Source organism: Micromonospora sp. NPDC005206, from assembly GCF_040608175.1.
Classification (GTDB): domain Bacteria; phylum Actinomycetota; class Actinomycetes; order Mycobacteriales; family Micromonosporaceae; genus Micromonospora.
In genome coordinates, this window is sequence record NZ_JBEXHU010000009.1 from 73,503 (window position 1) to 90,132 (window position 16,630).

The 16,630-nt window shown below is 73.7% G+C and carries 15 protein-coding genes; 6 read left to right on the plus strand and 9 right to left on the minus strand.

All coding sequences use genetic code 11. The features are described from left to right. Nucleotides 1-119: 119 nt before the first annotated feature. Nucleotides 120-899: an alpha/beta fold hydrolase gene (locus ABZU69_RS15210; RefSeq protein WP_354964941.1), complete on the minus strand. Its 780-nt coding sequence runs from the start codon at nucleotides 897-899 to the stop codon at nucleotides 120-122. A 232-nt stretch (nucleotides 900-1,131) separates the two neighbouring features. On the opposite strand from ABZU69_RS15210, the gene ABZU69_RS15215 reads away from it, so the two are divergent. After that, entirely contained in the window at nucleotides 1,132-2,490 is a 1,359-nt protein-coding gene (locus ABZU69_RS15215) for a pentapeptide repeat-containing protein (RefSeq protein ID WP_354964942.1), read from the plus strand. Nucleotides 2,491-2,506: 16 nt separating this feature from the next. Here ABZU69_RS15215 and ABZU69_RS15220 read toward each other — a convergent pair whose 3' ends face one another. Continuing rightward, on the minus strand, nucleotides 2,507-3,088 hold the full coding sequence (locus tag ABZU69_RS15220; protein WP_354964943.1) for a helix-turn-helix domain-containing protein: 582 nt from the start codon (nucleotides 3,086-3,088) through the stop codon (nucleotides 2,507-2,509). 216 nt (nucleotides 3,089-3,304) lie between these two features. Here ABZU69_RS15220 and ABZU69_RS15225 point away from each other — a divergent pair, with 216 nt between their 5' ends. The 3 genes from ABZU69_RS15225 to ABZU69_RS15235 all read left to right on the plus strand — a co-directional run bounded on the left by ABZU69_RS15225 (nucleotide 3,305) and on the right by ABZU69_RS15235 (nucleotide 6,394). Further along, the gene (locus tag ABZU69_RS15225; protein ID WP_354964944.1) at nucleotides 3,305-4,771 is read left to right on the plus strand and encodes an MFS transporter; all 1,467 of its coding nucleotides are present in this window, start codon (nucleotides 3,305-3,307) and stop codon (nucleotides 4,769-4,771) included. A 109-nt stretch (nucleotides 4,772-4,880) separates the two neighbouring features. Beyond that, nucleotides 4,881-5,873, plus strand: coding sequence for an SEC-C domain-containing protein (locus tag ABZU69_RS15230; RefSeq protein ID WP_354964945.1), 993 nt, complete (start codon nucleotides 4,881-4,883; stop codon nucleotides 5,871-5,873). 50 nt (nucleotides 5,874-5,923) lie between these two features. After that, a complete protein-coding gene (locus tag ABZU69_RS15235; protein WP_354964946.1) occupies nucleotides 5,924-6,394 on the plus strand; it encodes a nitroreductase family deazaflavin-dependent oxidoreductase in 471 nt (156 codons plus the stop codon). Between the two features lie 44 nt (nucleotides 6,395-6,438). On the opposite strand, the gene ABZU69_RS15240 is transcribed toward ABZU69_RS15235, so the two are convergent. Beyond that, nucleotides 6,439-6,702 carry a DUF6244 family protein gene (locus tag ABZU69_RS15240; protein ID WP_354964947.1) on the minus strand — a complete coding sequence of 88 codons (264 nt, stop codon included), beginning with the start codon at nucleotides 6,700-6,702 and terminating at the stop codon, nucleotides 6,439-6,441. Nucleotides 6,703-6,905: 203 nt separating this feature from the next. Further along, entirely contained in the window at nucleotides 6,906-7,151 is a 246-nt protein-coding gene (locus tag ABZU69_RS15245) for a winged helix-turn-helix domain-containing protein (protein ID WP_088949319.1), read from the minus strand. Nucleotides 7,152-7,359: 208 nt separating this feature from the next. Here ABZU69_RS15245 and ABZU69_RS15250 point away from each other — a divergent pair, with 208 nt between their 5' ends. Then, complete coding sequence (locus tag ABZU69_RS15250) at nucleotides 7,360-7,620, plus strand: hypothetical protein (protein WP_354964948.1); 261 nt, start codon at nucleotides 7,360-7,362, stop codon at nucleotides 7,618-7,620. Between the two features lie 231 nt (nucleotides 7,621-7,851). Here ABZU69_RS15250 and ABZU69_RS15255 read toward each other — a convergent pair whose 3' ends face one another. The 4 genes from ABZU69_RS15255 to ABZU69_RS15270 all read right to left on the minus strand — a co-directional run bounded on the left by ABZU69_RS15255 (nucleotide 7,852) and on the right by ABZU69_RS15270 (nucleotide 13,099). Then, entirely contained in the window at nucleotides 7,852-8,436 is a 585-nt protein-coding gene (locus tag ABZU69_RS15255; RefSeq protein ID WP_354964949.1) for a hypothetical protein, read from the minus strand. Between the two features lie 354 nt (nucleotides 8,437-8,790). Beyond that, on the minus strand, nucleotides 8,791-9,600 hold the full coding sequence (locus tag ABZU69_RS15260; protein WP_354964950.1) for a hypothetical protein: 810 nt from the start codon (nucleotides 9,598-9,600) through the stop codon (nucleotides 8,791-8,793). A gap of 2 nt (nucleotides 9,601-9,602) precedes the next feature. Next, nucleotides 9,603-12,158, minus strand: a complete 2,556-nt coding sequence (locus tag ABZU69_RS15265; protein ID WP_354964951.1) for an FtsK/SpoIIIE domain-containing protein — start codon at nucleotides 12,156-12,158, stop codon at nucleotides 9,603-9,605. A 143-nt stretch (nucleotides 12,159-12,301) separates the two neighbouring features. Then, nucleotides 12,302-13,099: an SGNH/GDSL hydrolase family protein gene (locus ABZU69_RS15270; RefSeq protein WP_354964952.1), complete on the minus strand. Its 798-nt coding sequence runs from the start codon at nucleotides 13,097-13,099 to the stop codon at nucleotides 12,302-12,304. Nucleotides 13,100-13,301: 202 nt separating this feature from the next. On the opposite strand from ABZU69_RS15270, the gene ABZU69_RS15275 reads away from it, so the two are divergent. Next, entirely contained in the window at nucleotides 13,302-14,837 is a 1,536-nt protein-coding gene (locus ABZU69_RS15275) for a M1 family metallopeptidase (protein ID WP_354964953.1), read from the plus strand. A gap of 295 nt (nucleotides 14,838-15,132) precedes the next feature. Here the strand turns inward: ABZU69_RS15275 and ABZU69_RS15280 are convergent, their stop codons facing one another. Further along, on the minus strand, nucleotides 15,133-16,572 hold the full coding sequence (locus tag ABZU69_RS15280) for an MFS transporter (protein WP_354964954.1): 1,440 nt from the start codon (nucleotides 16,570-16,572) through the stop codon (nucleotides 15,133-15,135). Nucleotides 16,573-16,630: the final 58 nt, after the last annotated feature.

Sequence of the window (16,630 nt, forward strand, 5' to 3'; positions counted from 1 at the left end):
GGCGGGCGGGGGTGTGTCCGCTTCCGCGCTGCGGGTGGGGCGGCCGCCGCAGCGCCCCGCCCCCCCCCCGCCGGCCGGCCCGGGGGGGCGGCCGCCCCCCCCCCCCCCCGCGCGGCCGGTCAGAGGGCGAGGCAGTTGGGTCGCACCGGGCCGTCGACGAGGGCGCCCCGCACGATGGTGTACGCGGTGCCGTCGAGCACCAGGCCGAGGTGCCCGACCACCCGCAGGGGGCAGTACGCCTGGATCAGCACGTTGGTCGCACCGTCGTTGACGGCGGCGTTCCCGGTCGGCCGGACCAGCTCGTCCTGCAGGGTGCGGACGGTGGTGTAGCGCACCGCGCCCGGGGTGTCGTCGCCGGCGTTGAGGTCGGCGAGGAAGGCGGAGCCGATGGTCATCTGCTGGCAGGCCACGATGCCGGCGCAGCTGCCCAGGCCCAGGAACGCCAGGATGTTCGCCACGTAGGTGCCGTACTGCGGCGAGCCGAGGCTGACGTACCGGCCGACGGTGGCGGTGCCGCCGAGCCGCTTGAGGTAGTAGCGGGCGACGAGGCCACCCTCGGAGTGGGCGACCACGTCCACGGTCGCTGCTCCGGTGCTGGCGCGCACCTGGTTGACGTACCCGGCGAAGGCGCGGGCCGAGGTGGGGATGTCCCCGAGGCCCAGCCCGGGCAGCTGGTAGATGAAGGTCCGGTAGCCGTCGCCGCGCAGTCGGGCGGCGATCGGCTCGTACGCGACGGCGATGCAGCTGAGCCCGCCGACCACGATGACCGGGTTGGCCGCCGCGGCGGCGTTCACCGGCGCGGCCACGGGTGCGGCGGGGGCGGCGGTCGCCGTGGCGGTGGACGCGACCAGGGCGGCGGTGGCGAGGGACAGGACGAGGACGGTCTTTCGGAGCAGCATGGCGGAACCTCCGGGGGGAGGCACCCGGCGAGCCGGGCAGGTGGGTGGGGGTGTCCGGTCGACCGTGCGACGATGATGCGCGCAACAATTTGGAAACGTCAATGACTTGTTACGCGCCGGTAACCCGTTGTTCCGACGGAGGCGCAAACCGGCATATCGGCGTCTCTCCACATCGGACGCCCACCCGACCGCGCGCACCCCGCAGCGGCACGGCGGATGGCATGCTGTGGCCGTGGCCGCCGACGAACCCACCGAGCGTCAGCTGCGGGTGATGCCGTGGTGGTTGGTCCTGGTCGGCCTGCTGGTCGCCGCCGCCCTCGGTTGGCTGGTGCTGGACCTGCTGCTCACCGAGGCCGACCGGGCCAGCCAACCGGACACCCGCGCCACGCTGCGCATCGACGCGATCCGCACCGGCCTGACCGTGGTCGCCGGCACCGGCGGCGCGCTGGCGCTCCTGCTCGCCGCCCGCCGGCAGTGGATCACCGAACGCGCGCAGCGGCACCAGGAGAGCGTCGCCGCCCGGGACCAGGCGCACCGCGACCGGGTGCAGGCCCACGCCGAGTCGGTGACCGAAACCGCGCAACGGCACCAGGACCGGCAGGCCGGGGCGGCCGAGCACGACGCGGCCGAGCGCCGCCTGACCGAGCTCTACACCCGGGCGGTCGAGCTGCTCGGCAACGACAGCGCGGCGGTACGCCTCGGTGGGCTGCACGCGTTGGAGCGTCTCGGTCAGGACCATCCGGCGCAGCGCCCGACGATCGTGGCGGTGCTCTGCGCGTACCTGCGGATGCCGGCGCCGGACGACGAGCCGCGCGAGACGGAGGTCCGGCGCAGCGCGCAACGGGTGCTCACCCGGCACCTGCGCGCGGCCGACCCGGCCTACTGGCCGGAGGTCCGGCTGGACCTGACCGGGGCCCGGCTGCTCGACTTCGACGCCACCGGGTGCACTCTCATCGACGCGGACTTCACCGGGGCGGTGTTCACCGGCGCCACCAGCTTCGCCGGGGTGATCGCCCGGGGGCGGCTCGCTCTCGGGGCGGCCTTCGGGGACATGGTCCTCGACGATCTCGCGGCCGGCGACGCGGAGGTCGTGCTGGACGACGCCCGCGTCGGCGGGGAGGCGAGCTTCGAGGGGGCCGAGTTCGGCGGCGGGCTGTCCTGCCGGCGGGCGGCCTTCGACGGCCCGGTCTCCTTCCGCCGGGCGAGCTTCGGCCAACCGGCCAGCTTCGACGCGACCCGCTTCGGCGACGGGGCCACCTTCCGCGAGGCCACGTTCCTCGGCGGCCTGTCGATGGAGCACACCGAGTTCGCCGGGCACGCCGGTTTCCGCTCGACCCGGTTCGCGGACATGGCGCTGTTCCGCTGGACGGTGTTCGGCCGGGACGCGCTGTTCGAGCAGGCCCGGTTCGAGGGGCCGGCGAACTTCGGGCGGGCCCGGTTCCACGGCCCGGCCAGCTTCGACGGCGCGTGGCTGAGCCAGCCACCGCAGGTCGACCAGGCCCGGGCGGCGGTCGACGGCGGGCATGCCTGGCCCGCCGGCACCACCGTGCGGCGACTCGACGACGAGTGGCTGCTGCTGGTCGACCGGTAACCGGCGGGGGCGGGGGTCAGCGCAGCGAGGCTGGCGGGCGCAGCCCGTCCAGGGCGACGCCGAGCACCCGGTCGCGCTGCTCGGGTGACGGGAACTGGGCCATCGTGAGCCCGCTGATCAGCCGCACCACGTCGTCGAAGCCGACGTCGTCGCGGACCACGCCGGCCGCCTGGGCGCGGCTCATCAGCGGCTCACCCGCGGCGTAGATCTCCGTCCGGCAGGTTCGGAAGATCTCGGAGTCGTGCAGCAACTGCTCGGCGAGCGCCCGCTTGGTGGCGACGTACGCGACGAAGCGGTGCAGCCAGGCGACCAGGGCGTCCCACGGGGGCAGCTCGGCCAGGTCCGCGGCGGACCGGCTCAGCGCCCGGACCTCCTCGACGTAGACGGCCTCGAACAGGTGCCGCCGACTGGGGAAGTTGCGGTAGAGCGTGCCGATGCCCACCCCGGCTCGCCGGGCCACGTCCTCCAGCGAGGCGGCGGCGCCGTGCTCGGCGAACGCGTCGCGGGCGGCGGCGATGAGCGCGTCGTAGTTGCGTCGCGCGTCGGCCCGCTTCGGCCGCCGGGCGAAAACCTCGGGCGCCTGCCCCGGGCTGGTCATGACGTGCGTCACCTCACCTTGGTTGCATCCGGAGGCAAGCCTCCGCTAGCTTTGTGGAGGCACCCCTCCGGAATCCCGGAGGCCTGCCTCCGGTTAGCTTACCTCGGGACCGCCCGATCCGCCTGGCCACCCGATCGCCCGGGCCCGACAGCCCGCCCGCCTCCGCACGGCGGGTGACAAACCTCCTTCCGTACCGCAATCAGGGAGTTCTCTCTCGTGGCAGTGACATCCCGACGCAGCTCGCGTCGGCTCACCTTCACCGTGCTCGCGGCCGGTGCCGGGTTCTTCGCGATGCTCCAGTCGCTGATCACCCCGGTGCTGCCGACCATCCAGCAGGACCTGCACACCTCGCAGAACACCGTGACCTGGGTACTGACCGCGTACCTGCTCTCCGCCTCGATCTTCACGCCGATCCTCGGCCGGGTCGGGGACATCGTCGGCAAGGAGCGGATGCTGGTCGTCTCGCTCGCCGCACTCGCCCTCGGCTGCCTGCTGGCGGCCATCGCGCCGAGCATCGGCGTCCTCATCATCGCCCGGATCGTGCAGGGCATCGGCGGCGCGGTCTTCCCGCTGTCGTTCGGCATCATCCGCGACGAGTTCCCCGCCGCGCGGGTCTCCGGCGCCGTCGCCGCCATCTCGGCGATCGTCGCCGCCGGCGGTGGCCTCGGCGTCGTGCTGGCCGGCCCGATCGTCAGCACCCTCGACTACCGCTGGCTGTTCTGGATCCCGATGGTCGTGGTCGGGCTGACCGCCCTCGCCGCGTACCTGTTCGTGCCCGAGTCGCCGGTGCGTACCCCCGGACGGATCGACTGGCGGGCCACCCTGCTGCTCTCCGGCTGGCTGGTCGCGCTGCTGCTGCCGATCAGCCAGGGCGCGGCCTGGGGCTGGACCTCTCCCCGGGTGCTCGGCCTGCTGGCGCTCGCCGTGGTGCTCCTGGTCGGCTGGCTGGTCGCCGAGGTGCGCTCCGCCAACCCGCTGATCGACATGCGGATGATGCGGCTGCCCGGCGTCTGGACCACCAACCTGGTCGCCCTGCTCTACGGCGCGTCGATGTTCTCCGTGTACGCGTTCCTCCCGCAGTTCGTGCAGACCCCCACCGCCGCCGGCTACGGCTTCGGCGCCAGCATCAGCCAGGCGGGCCTGCTCATGCTGCCGATGCTGGTCGCGATGTTCGTCGCGGGCCTGGTCGCCGGCCGGCTCCAGTCCGTCTTCAGCGCCAAGGCGCAGCTCGCCACCGGCGCCACGTTCAACGTGGCCGCCTCCGCGATGCTGGCCGCCGCGCACGACACCCGCTGGGAGGTCGCGATCGCCGGCGGCCTGGTCGGCCTCGGCATCGGCCTGGCCTTCGCCTCGATGGCGAACCTGATCGTGGGCAGCGTGCCCGCCAGCCAGACCGGCGTGGCCACCGGCATGAACGCCAACATCCGCACCATCGGCGGCGCGATCGGCGCCGCCGTGGTCAGCGGCGTGATCACCGCCCACCCGCAGGCCAACGGACTGCCCCGGGAGGCCGGCTTCACGACGGGGTTTCTCGTCCTCACCGCGATCGCCCTCGCCGCCGCGCTCGCGGCCCTGGCCGTCCCGTCCGCCCGGCGCGCGTCGTCCGGTCGCCGGCCGTCCACCGCGACGATCGTCGAGTCGGAGCTAGCCGGCGAGTTCGCCACCATGCCGGCGACCCGCTGACACACCACCGGAGCCCGGGGCGGTCCGCCGTCCCGGGCTCCGGTGTTTCCGTCGAATGCGGGAGTACGCTGGCCGCTTCCCGCCCGTTCCCCGTCCTCAGGATGAGCCCATGCCCACGTCCGAGTTGCTGACCGCCGACCGCATCGACGAGATCGGTGCCCTGGGAGCGAAGAGCCCGGACCCGGCCGCACTGGTCGCCGAGTTGGTCGGCGCCGTCGACGAGGGGCGGGTCGCCGACCCCGACGACACCGGGTACGCGCTGCTGGTCGCCGCGGACATCCTGGTGCAGGCGGGTGACCTGGCCGACGCTTTGGCGCTGACCACCCGCGCCATCGCCGAGCAGCCGGAGGACGACGCGTACGCGCGATCGATGCGCGGTGGCCTGCTGCTGCGCCTCGGCCGCGAGGACGAGGGCCTGGCCGAGCTGACCGCCCTGCGTCCACTGCTGGAAACCGATCCCGACGCCACGTACCTGGTCGACGACTTGGCGGAGGCCGGCCACGCCGAGACGGCGTTGGAGTGGCTCACCGGCGCGCTGGACGCGATCATGGAGCGAACCCGGACCCAGCAGCATGAGTCCGAGGATGCGCAAGACGAGGCCGCCGCCATGATCTACGGGCTGACCCAGCGGCGGCACGACCTGCGCGAGGAGATGGGCCTCCCCCACGACGAGTACGACAACCTCGCCGACCGGCTGCGCGCCGCGAGCGACCACGCGCTCGACGCGTTGGACGACGGCCCGGCGACGCTGCTGTTCTGGCCGCGGGCGGAGTTCGACGCGCTGCTGGTGCACTGGCCCGCGCTGGCCGACAGCTACCCCGCCACCTGGGACGAGCACCGCGCCCAGGTCGAACGCGCGCTGGCCAACGCCGCCGAGCTGGGTGCGAGCGACCTGGGCGTGGTCGCCGGCTCCATCGCGGGGCTGGCCTCCTTCGCCGAGCAGGAGGGCAGCGACCCCACCGACGAGGAGACCCTCGACGAGTACGCGGACAGCCTCGACGAGGTGGGTCCGGTCACCTGGCCGCCCGGCCGCAACGAAGCGTGCTGGTGCGGCTCGGGTGGCAAGTACAAGAAGTGCTGCCTGCCGCGCTCACGCGGCTGATCGCGCTCGTGGGGCCACCCGCGCAGCCCCTGCACGGCTAGGCTCGTCCGGTGACCGCGGCGGAGCAGCACGAGACCATCGAGGACAGTCCGGTCGGCTGGGTCGCCAGCCACATCCGGCGATACGTGGAGAGCGACGGCGCCGACGGTGGCAGGTACCACGGCTACCCCGCGCTGCTGCTCACCACGCGGGGCCGCCGGTCGGGCAAGCTACGGCGTACCGCGCTGATCTACGGCCGGGACGGCGACAGCTACCTGCTGGTGGCGTCGAACGGCGGCGCGACAACGCATCCCGCCTGGTACCTGAACCTGAGTGCCGACCCGACGGTGGAGATCCAGGTCGGCGCGGACCGGTTCGCCGGGCGGGCGCACACCGCGACGGCCGAGGAACGGGCCCGGCTGTGGCCGGTCATGACGGCGGTCTTTCCGACGTACGCCCGCTACCAGAAGGACACCGACCGCGAGATCCCCGTCGTCGTCGTCGAACGCGCTTCGAGTGCCGCGAAGGATCCTGCGCCGTGATTGACCGACCAGGCGGGTAGCGCATTCGGCGCCGCCACCCGTGGTCAGTTTCCCAGCGCCCGGACCTTGGCGATCGTCTCCTGAACGTGCTGCTTGGCGGGGTCGCCGCCCTGAGACGCCTGCGCGAGGGCCTGGCGGTACGTGTCGATCATGCCGATCAGCGGGCCGGCGGCAACACCCTCCAGCGCTCCGGCGACGAGCGCCCGCGCCTCGGCCGCGTCCTGCGCTGCCGCTGCCGTCTTTGCCTTCGCCTCGTCCAGCTTCTGCGACGCCGCCGCCAACCTCGCGATGATCTGTGCTGCGCTCACGCGCATCCTCCCCCTGGTCGACCATCGCCTCCACCACCCGCACCGGTGAAGACCACAAGGGAGCGTACGAGATCCCCGCACCCAGCGCGACCGGGTGATCGCTCACTCGCGCCGGCAGGAGTAGTGAATCTTGGACGGAAACCCGCCCCTCAAAGGGCCATTTCCTTCCAAGATCTCACGCGGTGCGCGGGGATCGGGTGCACTCAGCGCTCAGCGACGAACACTCCGACGCCACCGACACCCTCCACCAAGCCCTCGATCTTGAGCGCGTTGATGGCCTGGCGAACGACGATGGCCGAGACGTCATGCTGACGACACAACTCGGAGGTCGAGGGCAGCTTGTCGCCCGGCGCGAGTTCGCCGGACTTTATCTGAGCGCGGATGCCATCGGCGATCAGCGCCCACTTGGCTTTGGCGGGCATTGGTGTCTCCCAGGTCTGCCCCGCCATTCGATCACGAGCAACTTTGTATAGCAAGCAATGTGCGGCCGGTGCTTGCGCGTACATGACCTGTTATATACGCTTCCCATCGACCGACTCCCAGGTCTGCAACCCCGGAGTTGGTTCTTTCCCACCGCAGAGAGCGCCCGGCCGGTCGGTCCCCCCGTCCGGCCGGGCGTGCCGGGGCGTGCCCACACGCCACCCCGACGCAAGTGCCATGAGCAGCAAAGAGACCGACCCGGCGGGAGGCCCCGGAATGCCCGACCAACCCGACGAACACCCGAGCGCCCCTCCGACCCGGCCCGAACAACGCCACCGCCTCGTGTCCGATCAGGACGTCGAGGACGCGGACGACATCCTCTTCGCCCACCCACCCCGCGTGGTGCGACGTTGGCTCTGCGGATGCGGCGCGGACTACCCCTGCCCCGACGTGCGCTTCGCCCTCCTGGTCAAGTCCAATGCCGAGGCGGGCGAATGAACCCTGAAACTGTGGACGACCTGCGCGACGCGTGGCTGGCGACGATTGCCGCCGCCGACCGGGCCGGAGCCCAGTTGCACGGGGCAGGACCACCCGGCCGGCGGCTGCCCTGGCAGGACGCGGTCACGGAGTGCTGGCGAGCGTTGAGCCCCGTTTACGCCGGCCTGGCCGCGCTGGCGGTTGGGTGCGAGGGCCGTTGCCCGAACAGGCGACAGGACGCCGGGCGGCGCTTTAGGGAGACGGCGTCCCGTTCTGCGCCCGGTTGATCAGATCGTGGAGTGGTTTGGTGCCGCTGCCGACCATCACACCGGTCACGATCGCATCGACCCAGACCGCCACCCCGTTCCAGTCGGACCCCGCGACCGCGTGCAGAACGTAGAACCCGCCGGCGCTGGACGCCACGGTGGCCAACCCGCTCGCGAGACCCCACGCGACGATCGTGCGGTTCGCCTTCGCCCGCGCCACCGCGGCCGTGGCCACGGCGACCGCCTCCCGGTCGGCCTCCGTCGGGCTGTCGACGCGGCCGTTCACCTCGGCCACCGTCCGCGTCAACGCGGCCTCGGCGGCACGTCCCGGCAGCCATCGCGAGAACGGTTCCAGGATCCGCTCGACCGCCGCGGCGAAGACCAACAGGGTGAGGAAGACGGCGGTGGTGTCCTTGGGCTGGATCTTCGCCGCGGCGGCGCCGCTACGCCAGATCATCCAGCCGGCGACAGAGCCGACGGCGATCAGCCCGAAACCCGCGACGACCGCGCCGGGGCCGGCCTGCTGCGACGCCGCGACAACCGTCAGCTCCGCCTCCCGATCGGTCCCCACGGCGGCGTCGGCTTCCACCGGCGTCGTGAGCGCCCTGTCCCGTGCCGAATCCGGCTCAACGTTGGTGGACGTCTGTCCTTGCAATTCCCTGACCAACCTTTCGACCTGCCATGTGCGAGACGTCGAGGCGTGACGAGCCAGAGCCTCGGTCTGCCACGCGGATTGCGTACCGATAGCGCTCGGGGCGCGAGACTACGGCACCCGGGCGAACACAGTGGATGGCCGGGGAGGTACAGCGTCCTGTCCCCTCTGCGAGGCGGCGATGTCGGGGTATCCCAACGGCTCGGATACCCCGATGTCGGCGATATTGAGTGGATCACGCCCGGGCTGGACTGGGCTGGACCCGCCGACGGCTCAGCGCAGGGTGCGGAACACCAGCAGGTAGCCGCAGTAGGCCATCGGCACCAGCAGGAAGCAGATCAGGAACCCGAGCGGCAGGTAGCGCGGCGGGGTGCCGGCGACCATGGCGGGCCGGCCCCATCGGCCGAGCACCAGGTAACCCCCGAAGAACGCCAGCGCGGGCAGCCCGGCACAGATCCACGCGCCGAGGGTGAACCCGTCGACCAGGCCGACCCCGGAGGCGAGCACCAGGGCCAGCATGAGCACCCCGGCGGCGGCACCGCACCCGGCGTAGACGGCGACCGCGCGGGCCAGCGGCGACCAGGTGGGCAGCAGCTCCGGCCGCTGGGCCAGCAGCTCCGCCTGCTGCCCGTGCCGGTCGGCCTCGTCGGCCATCCGCCGGGCCAGCTCCAACTCAACTGCCGGGTCGACCGCCGCCGCGCGCTGCGCCGGCACCCCGGCGCCCGCCGGGCTCACCGCCGTCGGCAGCGCCAGCCGCGCCGGCACCGCCGGCACCTCGGGGTACGCCCCGACATCCGCCCGCCCCGGCGCGTCGGCTGCGCCGGCGGGTCCCCCGTCCCCCGATCCGGGTGTGGGATCCGGGTGCCTCGGCGCGGGCGGTGGGGCGGCGGCCGGCTCGTCGACGCCGATCGCCCGGCCGAGCTGGTCGAGGCGGTGCCCCTGGGCGGTCAGCCTTTGGTGCAGGTAGTCGGCGGCGGCGTGCAGGTCGCGGCGGCGCTCGGACTCGACCGCGGCGTCCCGCTCGCCGGCGCGGCGCTGCTCGGCGAGCTGGCGGGCCAGCGCCGCGTACTCCTCGAAGGACACCGTCACTGCTCCCCGTCCGGCTCGTGCCCATCGCGGGCGAACGGCACGATCAGCCTCGTCCGGTGGTCGTGCCGGTCGACCAGCAACGCGCGGTCGGCGCGGGGCGTGTAGGCGAGGTCGTGTACCCCGATGTGCAGGGCCAGGTCGGTGCCGGGCACGTTGAGCGCGACCAGGCACGCGATGTCGTCGCGGTTCTGCGTGCCGCCGAGGTCGTCGGCGAGCCGGCGCAGGCCGCGCCACCAGCCCAGCAGATGCACCCCTTGGGCGGGGCCCTGTCGCAGTACGGTGCGCAGGTCGTCCAGGCCGGAGCGGAAGGTGACCGGGTCGGCCGCGCCCAGCACCGGTGCGGCGGCGTCCATGCCGAACACCACCAGGTATTCGCGCGCGGCGGGCGCGTCGGCCAGCGCGGCGATCCGGTCGCGCAGCCCGGCCGCGTCGACGCGCTGCACCGGGTGGCCCGCCGTGCGCAGCGCGGTTTCGGTCTCGTCGGCGACCGGGTCGGCGGCGGTGACCAGGGAGGCCAGCAGGAACCGGGCGTCGTCGGCGGCGTGTTGGCGGGCCAGGCTCAGTGTCGCGGCGCGCAGCACGTCCGCGCCGGCCGGTGCGGTGCCCACCACGGCGAGGTGCCGGCCGGGGGTGGCGTCCATCAGGAACAGCGCGGTGGTGCCGTGCACGTCGACCGTCCGGCCGACCAGGGCCATCGGGCGCCGGCCACCGGGGCGCAGCCCGGCGAAGGTGGGGTCGTCCTCGACCCGCGCAGCCTCGTACCCCTTGAAGACCGCGGGCGCCCGCGCGCCCGGCGGGCGGGCCTCCCACAGCTCGTGGCGCAGCGCGGCGAGGTCGGCCGCGGCGGCGTGCGCGTCGGGGAAGCGCAGCACGGTGTCGGCGCCGACCGCGCCGGCGGCGGTGTTGACCACGGCCGATCCGATCGGCAGGGCCGAGGCGGCGTCGTTGAGCGGGTCGAGCACCCCGCCACCACCGGGCAGCGCCACCCGCAGCGCGAACTGTCCGAAGATCGCCTCGGCCCGCCCGTAGAGCGCCTCGATGCCGGTCATGCTCTGGCTGGCCAGCACCAGGTGTACGCCGTAGGAGCGACCCTTGCGCGCCAGCTCCTCCAGCAGGTCGACGGACTCCCGGGCCAGCGCGTCGTTGCCGGCGAGCAGCACGTGGAACTCGTCGACGACCGCCACGATGCGCGGCAGCGCATTGTCCCGGGGCAGGTCGGCGAGCTTGGTGACGCCGTGCCGCTTCAGTGCGGTGGCCCGGCGCTGGGCCTCCCGACGCAGCTCACGCAGCACGGCGAGGCCGTACTCCCGGTCGGATTCGATGCCGACGGCACGGGCGTGCGGCAGCCAGGACGGGTCACGCCCGGTGGGCACGAACTCGGTGAAGCTCACGCCCTCCTTGAAGTCGAGCAGGTAGAGCTGGAGCTCGGCCGGGGAGTAGCGGGCCGCCAGCCCGTAGAGGACGTCCAGCAGGAAGACGGTCTTGCCGGCGCCGGTACGCCCGCCGACCAGCCAGTGCGGTGTTGCGTCGTCGAAGGCGACCGTCAGTGGAGTGTCGAACGCGACGGTCAGCGGGGCGCGGGCGGCCCGGCCGATCACGGTCCGCAGACCGTTGGCGGCGGACTCGGCCCAGCGCCGCTCGGGCAGCAGCTCGGCGAAGTGCAGCGCGTCGGTGCGGCGGGCGGCGGCGCCGAGGTGCTCGGCGAGCGCGCGCACCGAGGCCGGCGGGGGGTCGCCGTCGAGCAGCACCGGCGCGGCGAGACCGCCGCCGTCGGCGCTGAACGGGGCGTTCGGCGGGTCGCCGACCTGCGCGTACCGCTCGCTGAGCCGGACCGCCGTGGTGCCGCCCAGCGGCGGCGAGGTCTCGCCCGGCAGCCGGGACGGGTGGCCGGCGAGCAGCACGCAGACGGCGGCGGCCGGGCCGGCGTGGGTGAGCGCGGCGAGCCGGGCCAGCTCGCGCGGCGGCGGCGCGGCGGTGGCGACCACCACCAGCAGTTGCCGGGCATCGGGGTCGGCGTGCTGCGCGGCGCGGGCGTGCTGTTCGGCGGCGTCCAGCAGGGCGGCCACCTCGGCCTCCCCGGTGGCCGGCGGGTCGAGCACCCCGGCGTCGAGCAGCGGGCGCAACGGGCCGAAGGTGGCGCCCAGCGCGGCGGTGTCGATGCCGACCACCCGGACCTGACCGGCCGGGGCGGTGGCGACCAGCCGCAGCACCAGCGCCCGCAGTAGCCCGGCGACCCGGGGGTCCCGGGCGTCGGTGTCCAGCGCTAGGTGGTGGCCGCCGCCGAGCGGCAGCAGCACCGGGAAACCGCCGTCCGGAGTGGACGTCTCGCCGATCCGGACCGGGGCCGGCGCGTCGGTCAGCGGGGTCGCGCCGGGGGTGGGGGTGGCCAACGCGCCGCCGACCCGGGCCAGTCGGGCCACCAGCTCGCCGGCGCCGACCGGCGCGGCGGAAGCCCCTGCCGTGCCGAGCGCGCCTCGTGCGGCGTCCAGGTGCGCCCGGGCCGCTCGGTGGGCGGTGACCGCCTGCCCGTACGCCGACGCGAGCCTGCCCACGCTCTGCCTCCCACGCCACGGCTGTCCGGTTCGCCGAAACCCTAACGGACGGCGGTGACACCGGGACAGTACCGACGCGGCGCGACGCGTGGCGGCCGACGGTCCGGGGTGGACCGTCGGCCGCCACGCGAGGGGTGTACGGGTCAGCCGGTGACCGCGTTCAGTGCGGGCAGGTAGCCGTAGCGGTAGCCGTCGGTGTCCGGGTGGTACGCCTCGATGATCCCGGAGATGTCGTTGATCCACGGGTCGCCGGCGCAGACACCGTGCCCGGCGAAGTAGGGCCGGGTGTCGGCGAAGGTGGCGCCGGCGGCGTTGGCCCGACCGGAGATGACCGAGGCGAGCACGTCGGCGGCCTCGTTGAGGATCGTGCGCTTGTAGGTGCTCATCGCGAACCAACCGCAGGAGCCGGTCTCGAACAGCCTCGGGTAGCCGAGGACGATCAGCCGGGCGTTCGGTGCCCGGTTGCGGATGGCGGTGTAGGTGGCGTCCAGCCGGCCGGGAAGCGTCGAGGTGGCGAAGGACTTCGCGGTGTTGACGGCGTTGGTGCAGGACGAGGTGCTGCCGAACCGGCAGCTGGTGATGACGTTGACGAAGCCGGCGTCGTTGCCACCGATGGTGATGGTGACCAGGGTGGTGGCGCTGCTGAGCGCGTTGACCTGGCTGTTGAGCACGTCGGCGGTGACCGCGCCGCCGCAGGCCGGGAAGCTGAAGCTGGTCACGCCGTGGGCGGCGGCCCAGAGCGGGGCGTACGACTTCTGGCTGCGCAGGCAGCTGGACGAGTCGTACGGGCCGGCGCCGACGCCGGAGGAGTACGAGTCGCCGAGCGCGACGTAGTTGACGGCGGCGGCCTGTGCGGTGCCGGGGACGAGCACGGCGCCGAGGGCGGCGGTGAACGCGGCGACCAGCGCGGCCAGGGCGCGGGCCAGCGGGCGGTGGAGCATGACGGACCTCCACAGGACAGGGGTGGTGGGATCCTGCGACCGCGCGCGTGGCCAGGGGTGGAACGGTTGTTACCAGGCGGTAATGCTATCGAAATACGTAGATCGATGGAATAGCCGGTCGACCCGCGCGCCGGGCCCACGGCGTTCACAGTTGTCGATTAGGTTGGCGGGGCGAACCACCCCGATGGAGGGAGTCCACCTCGTGCGACGAGTCCTCACGGCGGCCACCGCCGCCCTGACCCTCACCACCGCCGGCACCATGCTCGCCGGCGCTCCCGGCCAGGCCGCCCCGACGGCCTGGGGCCGGCCCACCGTCACGCTCGCGCCGCAACCCGGCGCCCCCGGGCTGGGCGACAGCTACTTCCCCGACTACGGCAACGGCGGCTACGACGTCTCCCACTACGACGTCCGGCTGCGCTACGACCCGGCCACCGACCTGCTCACCGGCACCACCACGATCCTCGCCACCGCGACCGAGGATCTCTCCCGGTTCAACCTGGACTTCCTGCTCGACGTCGAGTCGGTACGGGTCAACGGCTGGGTGGCGACCACCAGCACCGCGGGCGCGCACGAGCTGGTGGTCACGCCGTCCCGCACGGTGACCCGGGGCCAGCAGCTCACCATCGTGGTGCGCTACGCCGGCATCCCGTCCGAGACACTGGTCGGCGGCTACACCGGCTGGACGCGTACCGACGACGGGGCCCTCGCCGTCAACGAGCCGGAGTCCGCGTGGTGGTGGTTCCCGAGCAACGACCACCCACTGGACAAGGCGACCTTCGACATCTCCGTGTCGGTGCCCACCGGCGTCGAGGTGATCAGCAACGGCGTGCAGCCGCGACCGCCGCTGGCCGAAGCCGGCAACCGCACCCGGTGGAGCTGGCGGACCACCTCCCCCACCGCCACCTACCTGGCCTTCATGGCCATCGGCCAGTACGACATCGTCACCGACACCACGCCGAGCGGCCAGCCGGTGGTGAACGCGTACAGCACCTCGCTGGGCGCGCTCGGCCCGGCCGCCCGGGCCAGCATCGAGCGGACCGCCGAGATCGTCGACTGGGAGAGCGGGATCTTCGGGCCGTACCCGTTCGAGGCGCAGGGCGGCGTGGCCGGGCCGGTGGACGGCATCGGCTTCGCACTGGAGACGCAGACCCGACCGGTGTACGGCCCGGGCTTCTGGCGGCGCGGCGCCAACACGTACGTGGTGGCACACGAGAACGCCCACCAGTGGTTCGGCGACTCGGTCTCGGTGGCCGAGTGGCGCCACATCTGGCTCAACGAGGGCTTCGCCTCGTACGCCGAGTGGCTCTGGTCGGAGGAGCAGGGCGAGGGCACCGCGCAGGAGCTCTTCGACTTCACCTACGCCAGCTACCCGGCGGACTCGGAGTTCTGGCAGGTGCTACCGGGTGACCCGGGTGCCGACCGGGTCTTCGACGACGCCGTCTACGACCGGGGCGCGATGACGCTGCACCAGCTGCGGCTGGCCGTCGGCGACGACGCGTTCTTCGAGATCCTGCCGGCCTGGACCGCCGAACGCCGGTACGGCAACGGCACCGTCGCGCAGTTCCAGGCCCTGGCCGAGCGGATCTCCGGGCTCGACCTGGACGAGCTCTTCACCACCTGGCTGTTCACCGCCGGCCGGCCCGACGTGGCCTCGGCCGCGCGCAAGGCCGCCGCCCCACCGGCCGAGCCGAAGTCCTGGACCAAGATCCAGGAGGCGCACCGACTGCTGGCGCACTGAGCCCCGACGTCGGCCGGGAGGCCCGCCGCCCGAGCGGGCGAGCCTCCCGGCCGGCCGGGTCATGGGGCGCGACAGCCCCGGCCCCCGACCAGCCTGCACGGCGCCTGTCGAGCTGCCCCACAAACGGGGCGCGGCTGAAACCGGCACGAGCGCCGGCACGGTCACGCGGGGCTGAACCGCCTGTGCCGGGTCCGGCACCCGGACGGACGACGCCGGTCCAGATCTGGGGCAGCTCGACAGGCACGCACCAGTGCCGCCCGGACAGCCTCGGCGGCACCCGGATCGGGCCGCTGTCTCAGCGGCAGGTGGGCGCGAGAGCCGGATCGGTCAGATCGGCCGAGCACACCCCGACGGCTTGCCGATTGTCGCCGGCCGGTGTCGGGACCGGCCGCGGCGTCAACGGGCCGCCGCCGACCGCTACGGCGGGCCGGGCGATGCGGGCCGCCGTCCGCACCACCCGCCGTACCGGCCGCCCCAGCGGCGGCACGACCAGCGCGAGGGTGAGCCCCGGCCGCAGCCGGCGACCGCGCTGCTGATCCAGCGCGACCGCCGCCGCCACGGTGGCGATCGCCGCGACCGATCCGGCCAGGACGAGCGTCTGCCGGGGCCCGGCGTGTTCGGAGAGCCAGCCGAGCAGCGGCGCGCCGACCGCGGCGGAGACCGAGCCGGTGACCGCTAGCGCGGCGAGTACCCGACCCCGCATCGCGCCGTCGGTGTCGAGTTGGGCGCGGGTGCCGACGGTAGTGTCGATGACCACCGCGGCGGCGGCGATCGGCAGGATCACCGCCGCGAAGCTCCAGGTGCCCGGAGCGAGACCGGCGACGATCTGCAGCGTGCTGGCCAGCAGGCCCGCGGCGACCAGGGTCCGGTAGCCCAGGTCACGCCGGCGGGCCGCGGCGAGCGCACCCAGGACCGTCCCGACCGCGAAGACGGTCGACAGGAGGCCGTAGCCGGACGCCCCGGCGTCGAGGGGGCCTTCGCTCATCGCCGCCATCGTCACCTGGTAGTTGCGTCCCAGGCTGCCGAGCACGAACGCCAGGGCGAGGGCGAGCAGCAGCACCGGCTGCCCGCGCAGGTAGGCGAACCCGGCGCGGACGCCGCCGTGGCTCCGGCCGCCGTCCGGCGCCGCCACCTGGTGGCCGTGCAACGCCCCCTGGCGTACGCCGAAGAGCGCCACCACCACGGCGAGGAAGCTCACCGCGTTGATGCCGAAGAGCAGCGCGGGGCCGACGGCGGCCACCACGACGGCGCCGAGACTCATGCCGAGGATGCGGCCGGCGGAGTTGGTGAGCGAGCCGAGCGCCAGCGCGTTGCCGAGTGTCTCCCGGTCCACCAGCGTGGAGGACCAACGTCCCATCACCGGGCCCTCGATCGCCGAGACGGCGCCGGTGAGCAGGGAGATGGTGAAGATCAGCGGCAGGCCGCCGACACCGGTCAGGGCGACCGCCGCCAACCCCGCGGCGAGCGTCGCGTGGGCCACCTGGGCGGTGATCAGCAGAGGGCGGGCGGGGACCCGATCGGCCAGCACACCGCCCCAGAGGCTGAGCAGCAGCGTGGGCGCGGCCTGGAGCAGCACGGCGAAACCCATGGATGTCGCCGAGCCGGTCTCCTTCAGCACGTACCAGTTGACTCCGAGGACCTGCATCCACGTGCCGATGACGGAGACGAACCCGGCGAGCGCCCAGATCCGGTAGTTCCGGTGGCGCAGCGCGGCGAAGGTGGCACCTTTGGCCACGACGAACCCTCCCGTGCGATCGAGCATGATGATCACGCCCGATCGCGGCGCGGCCCGG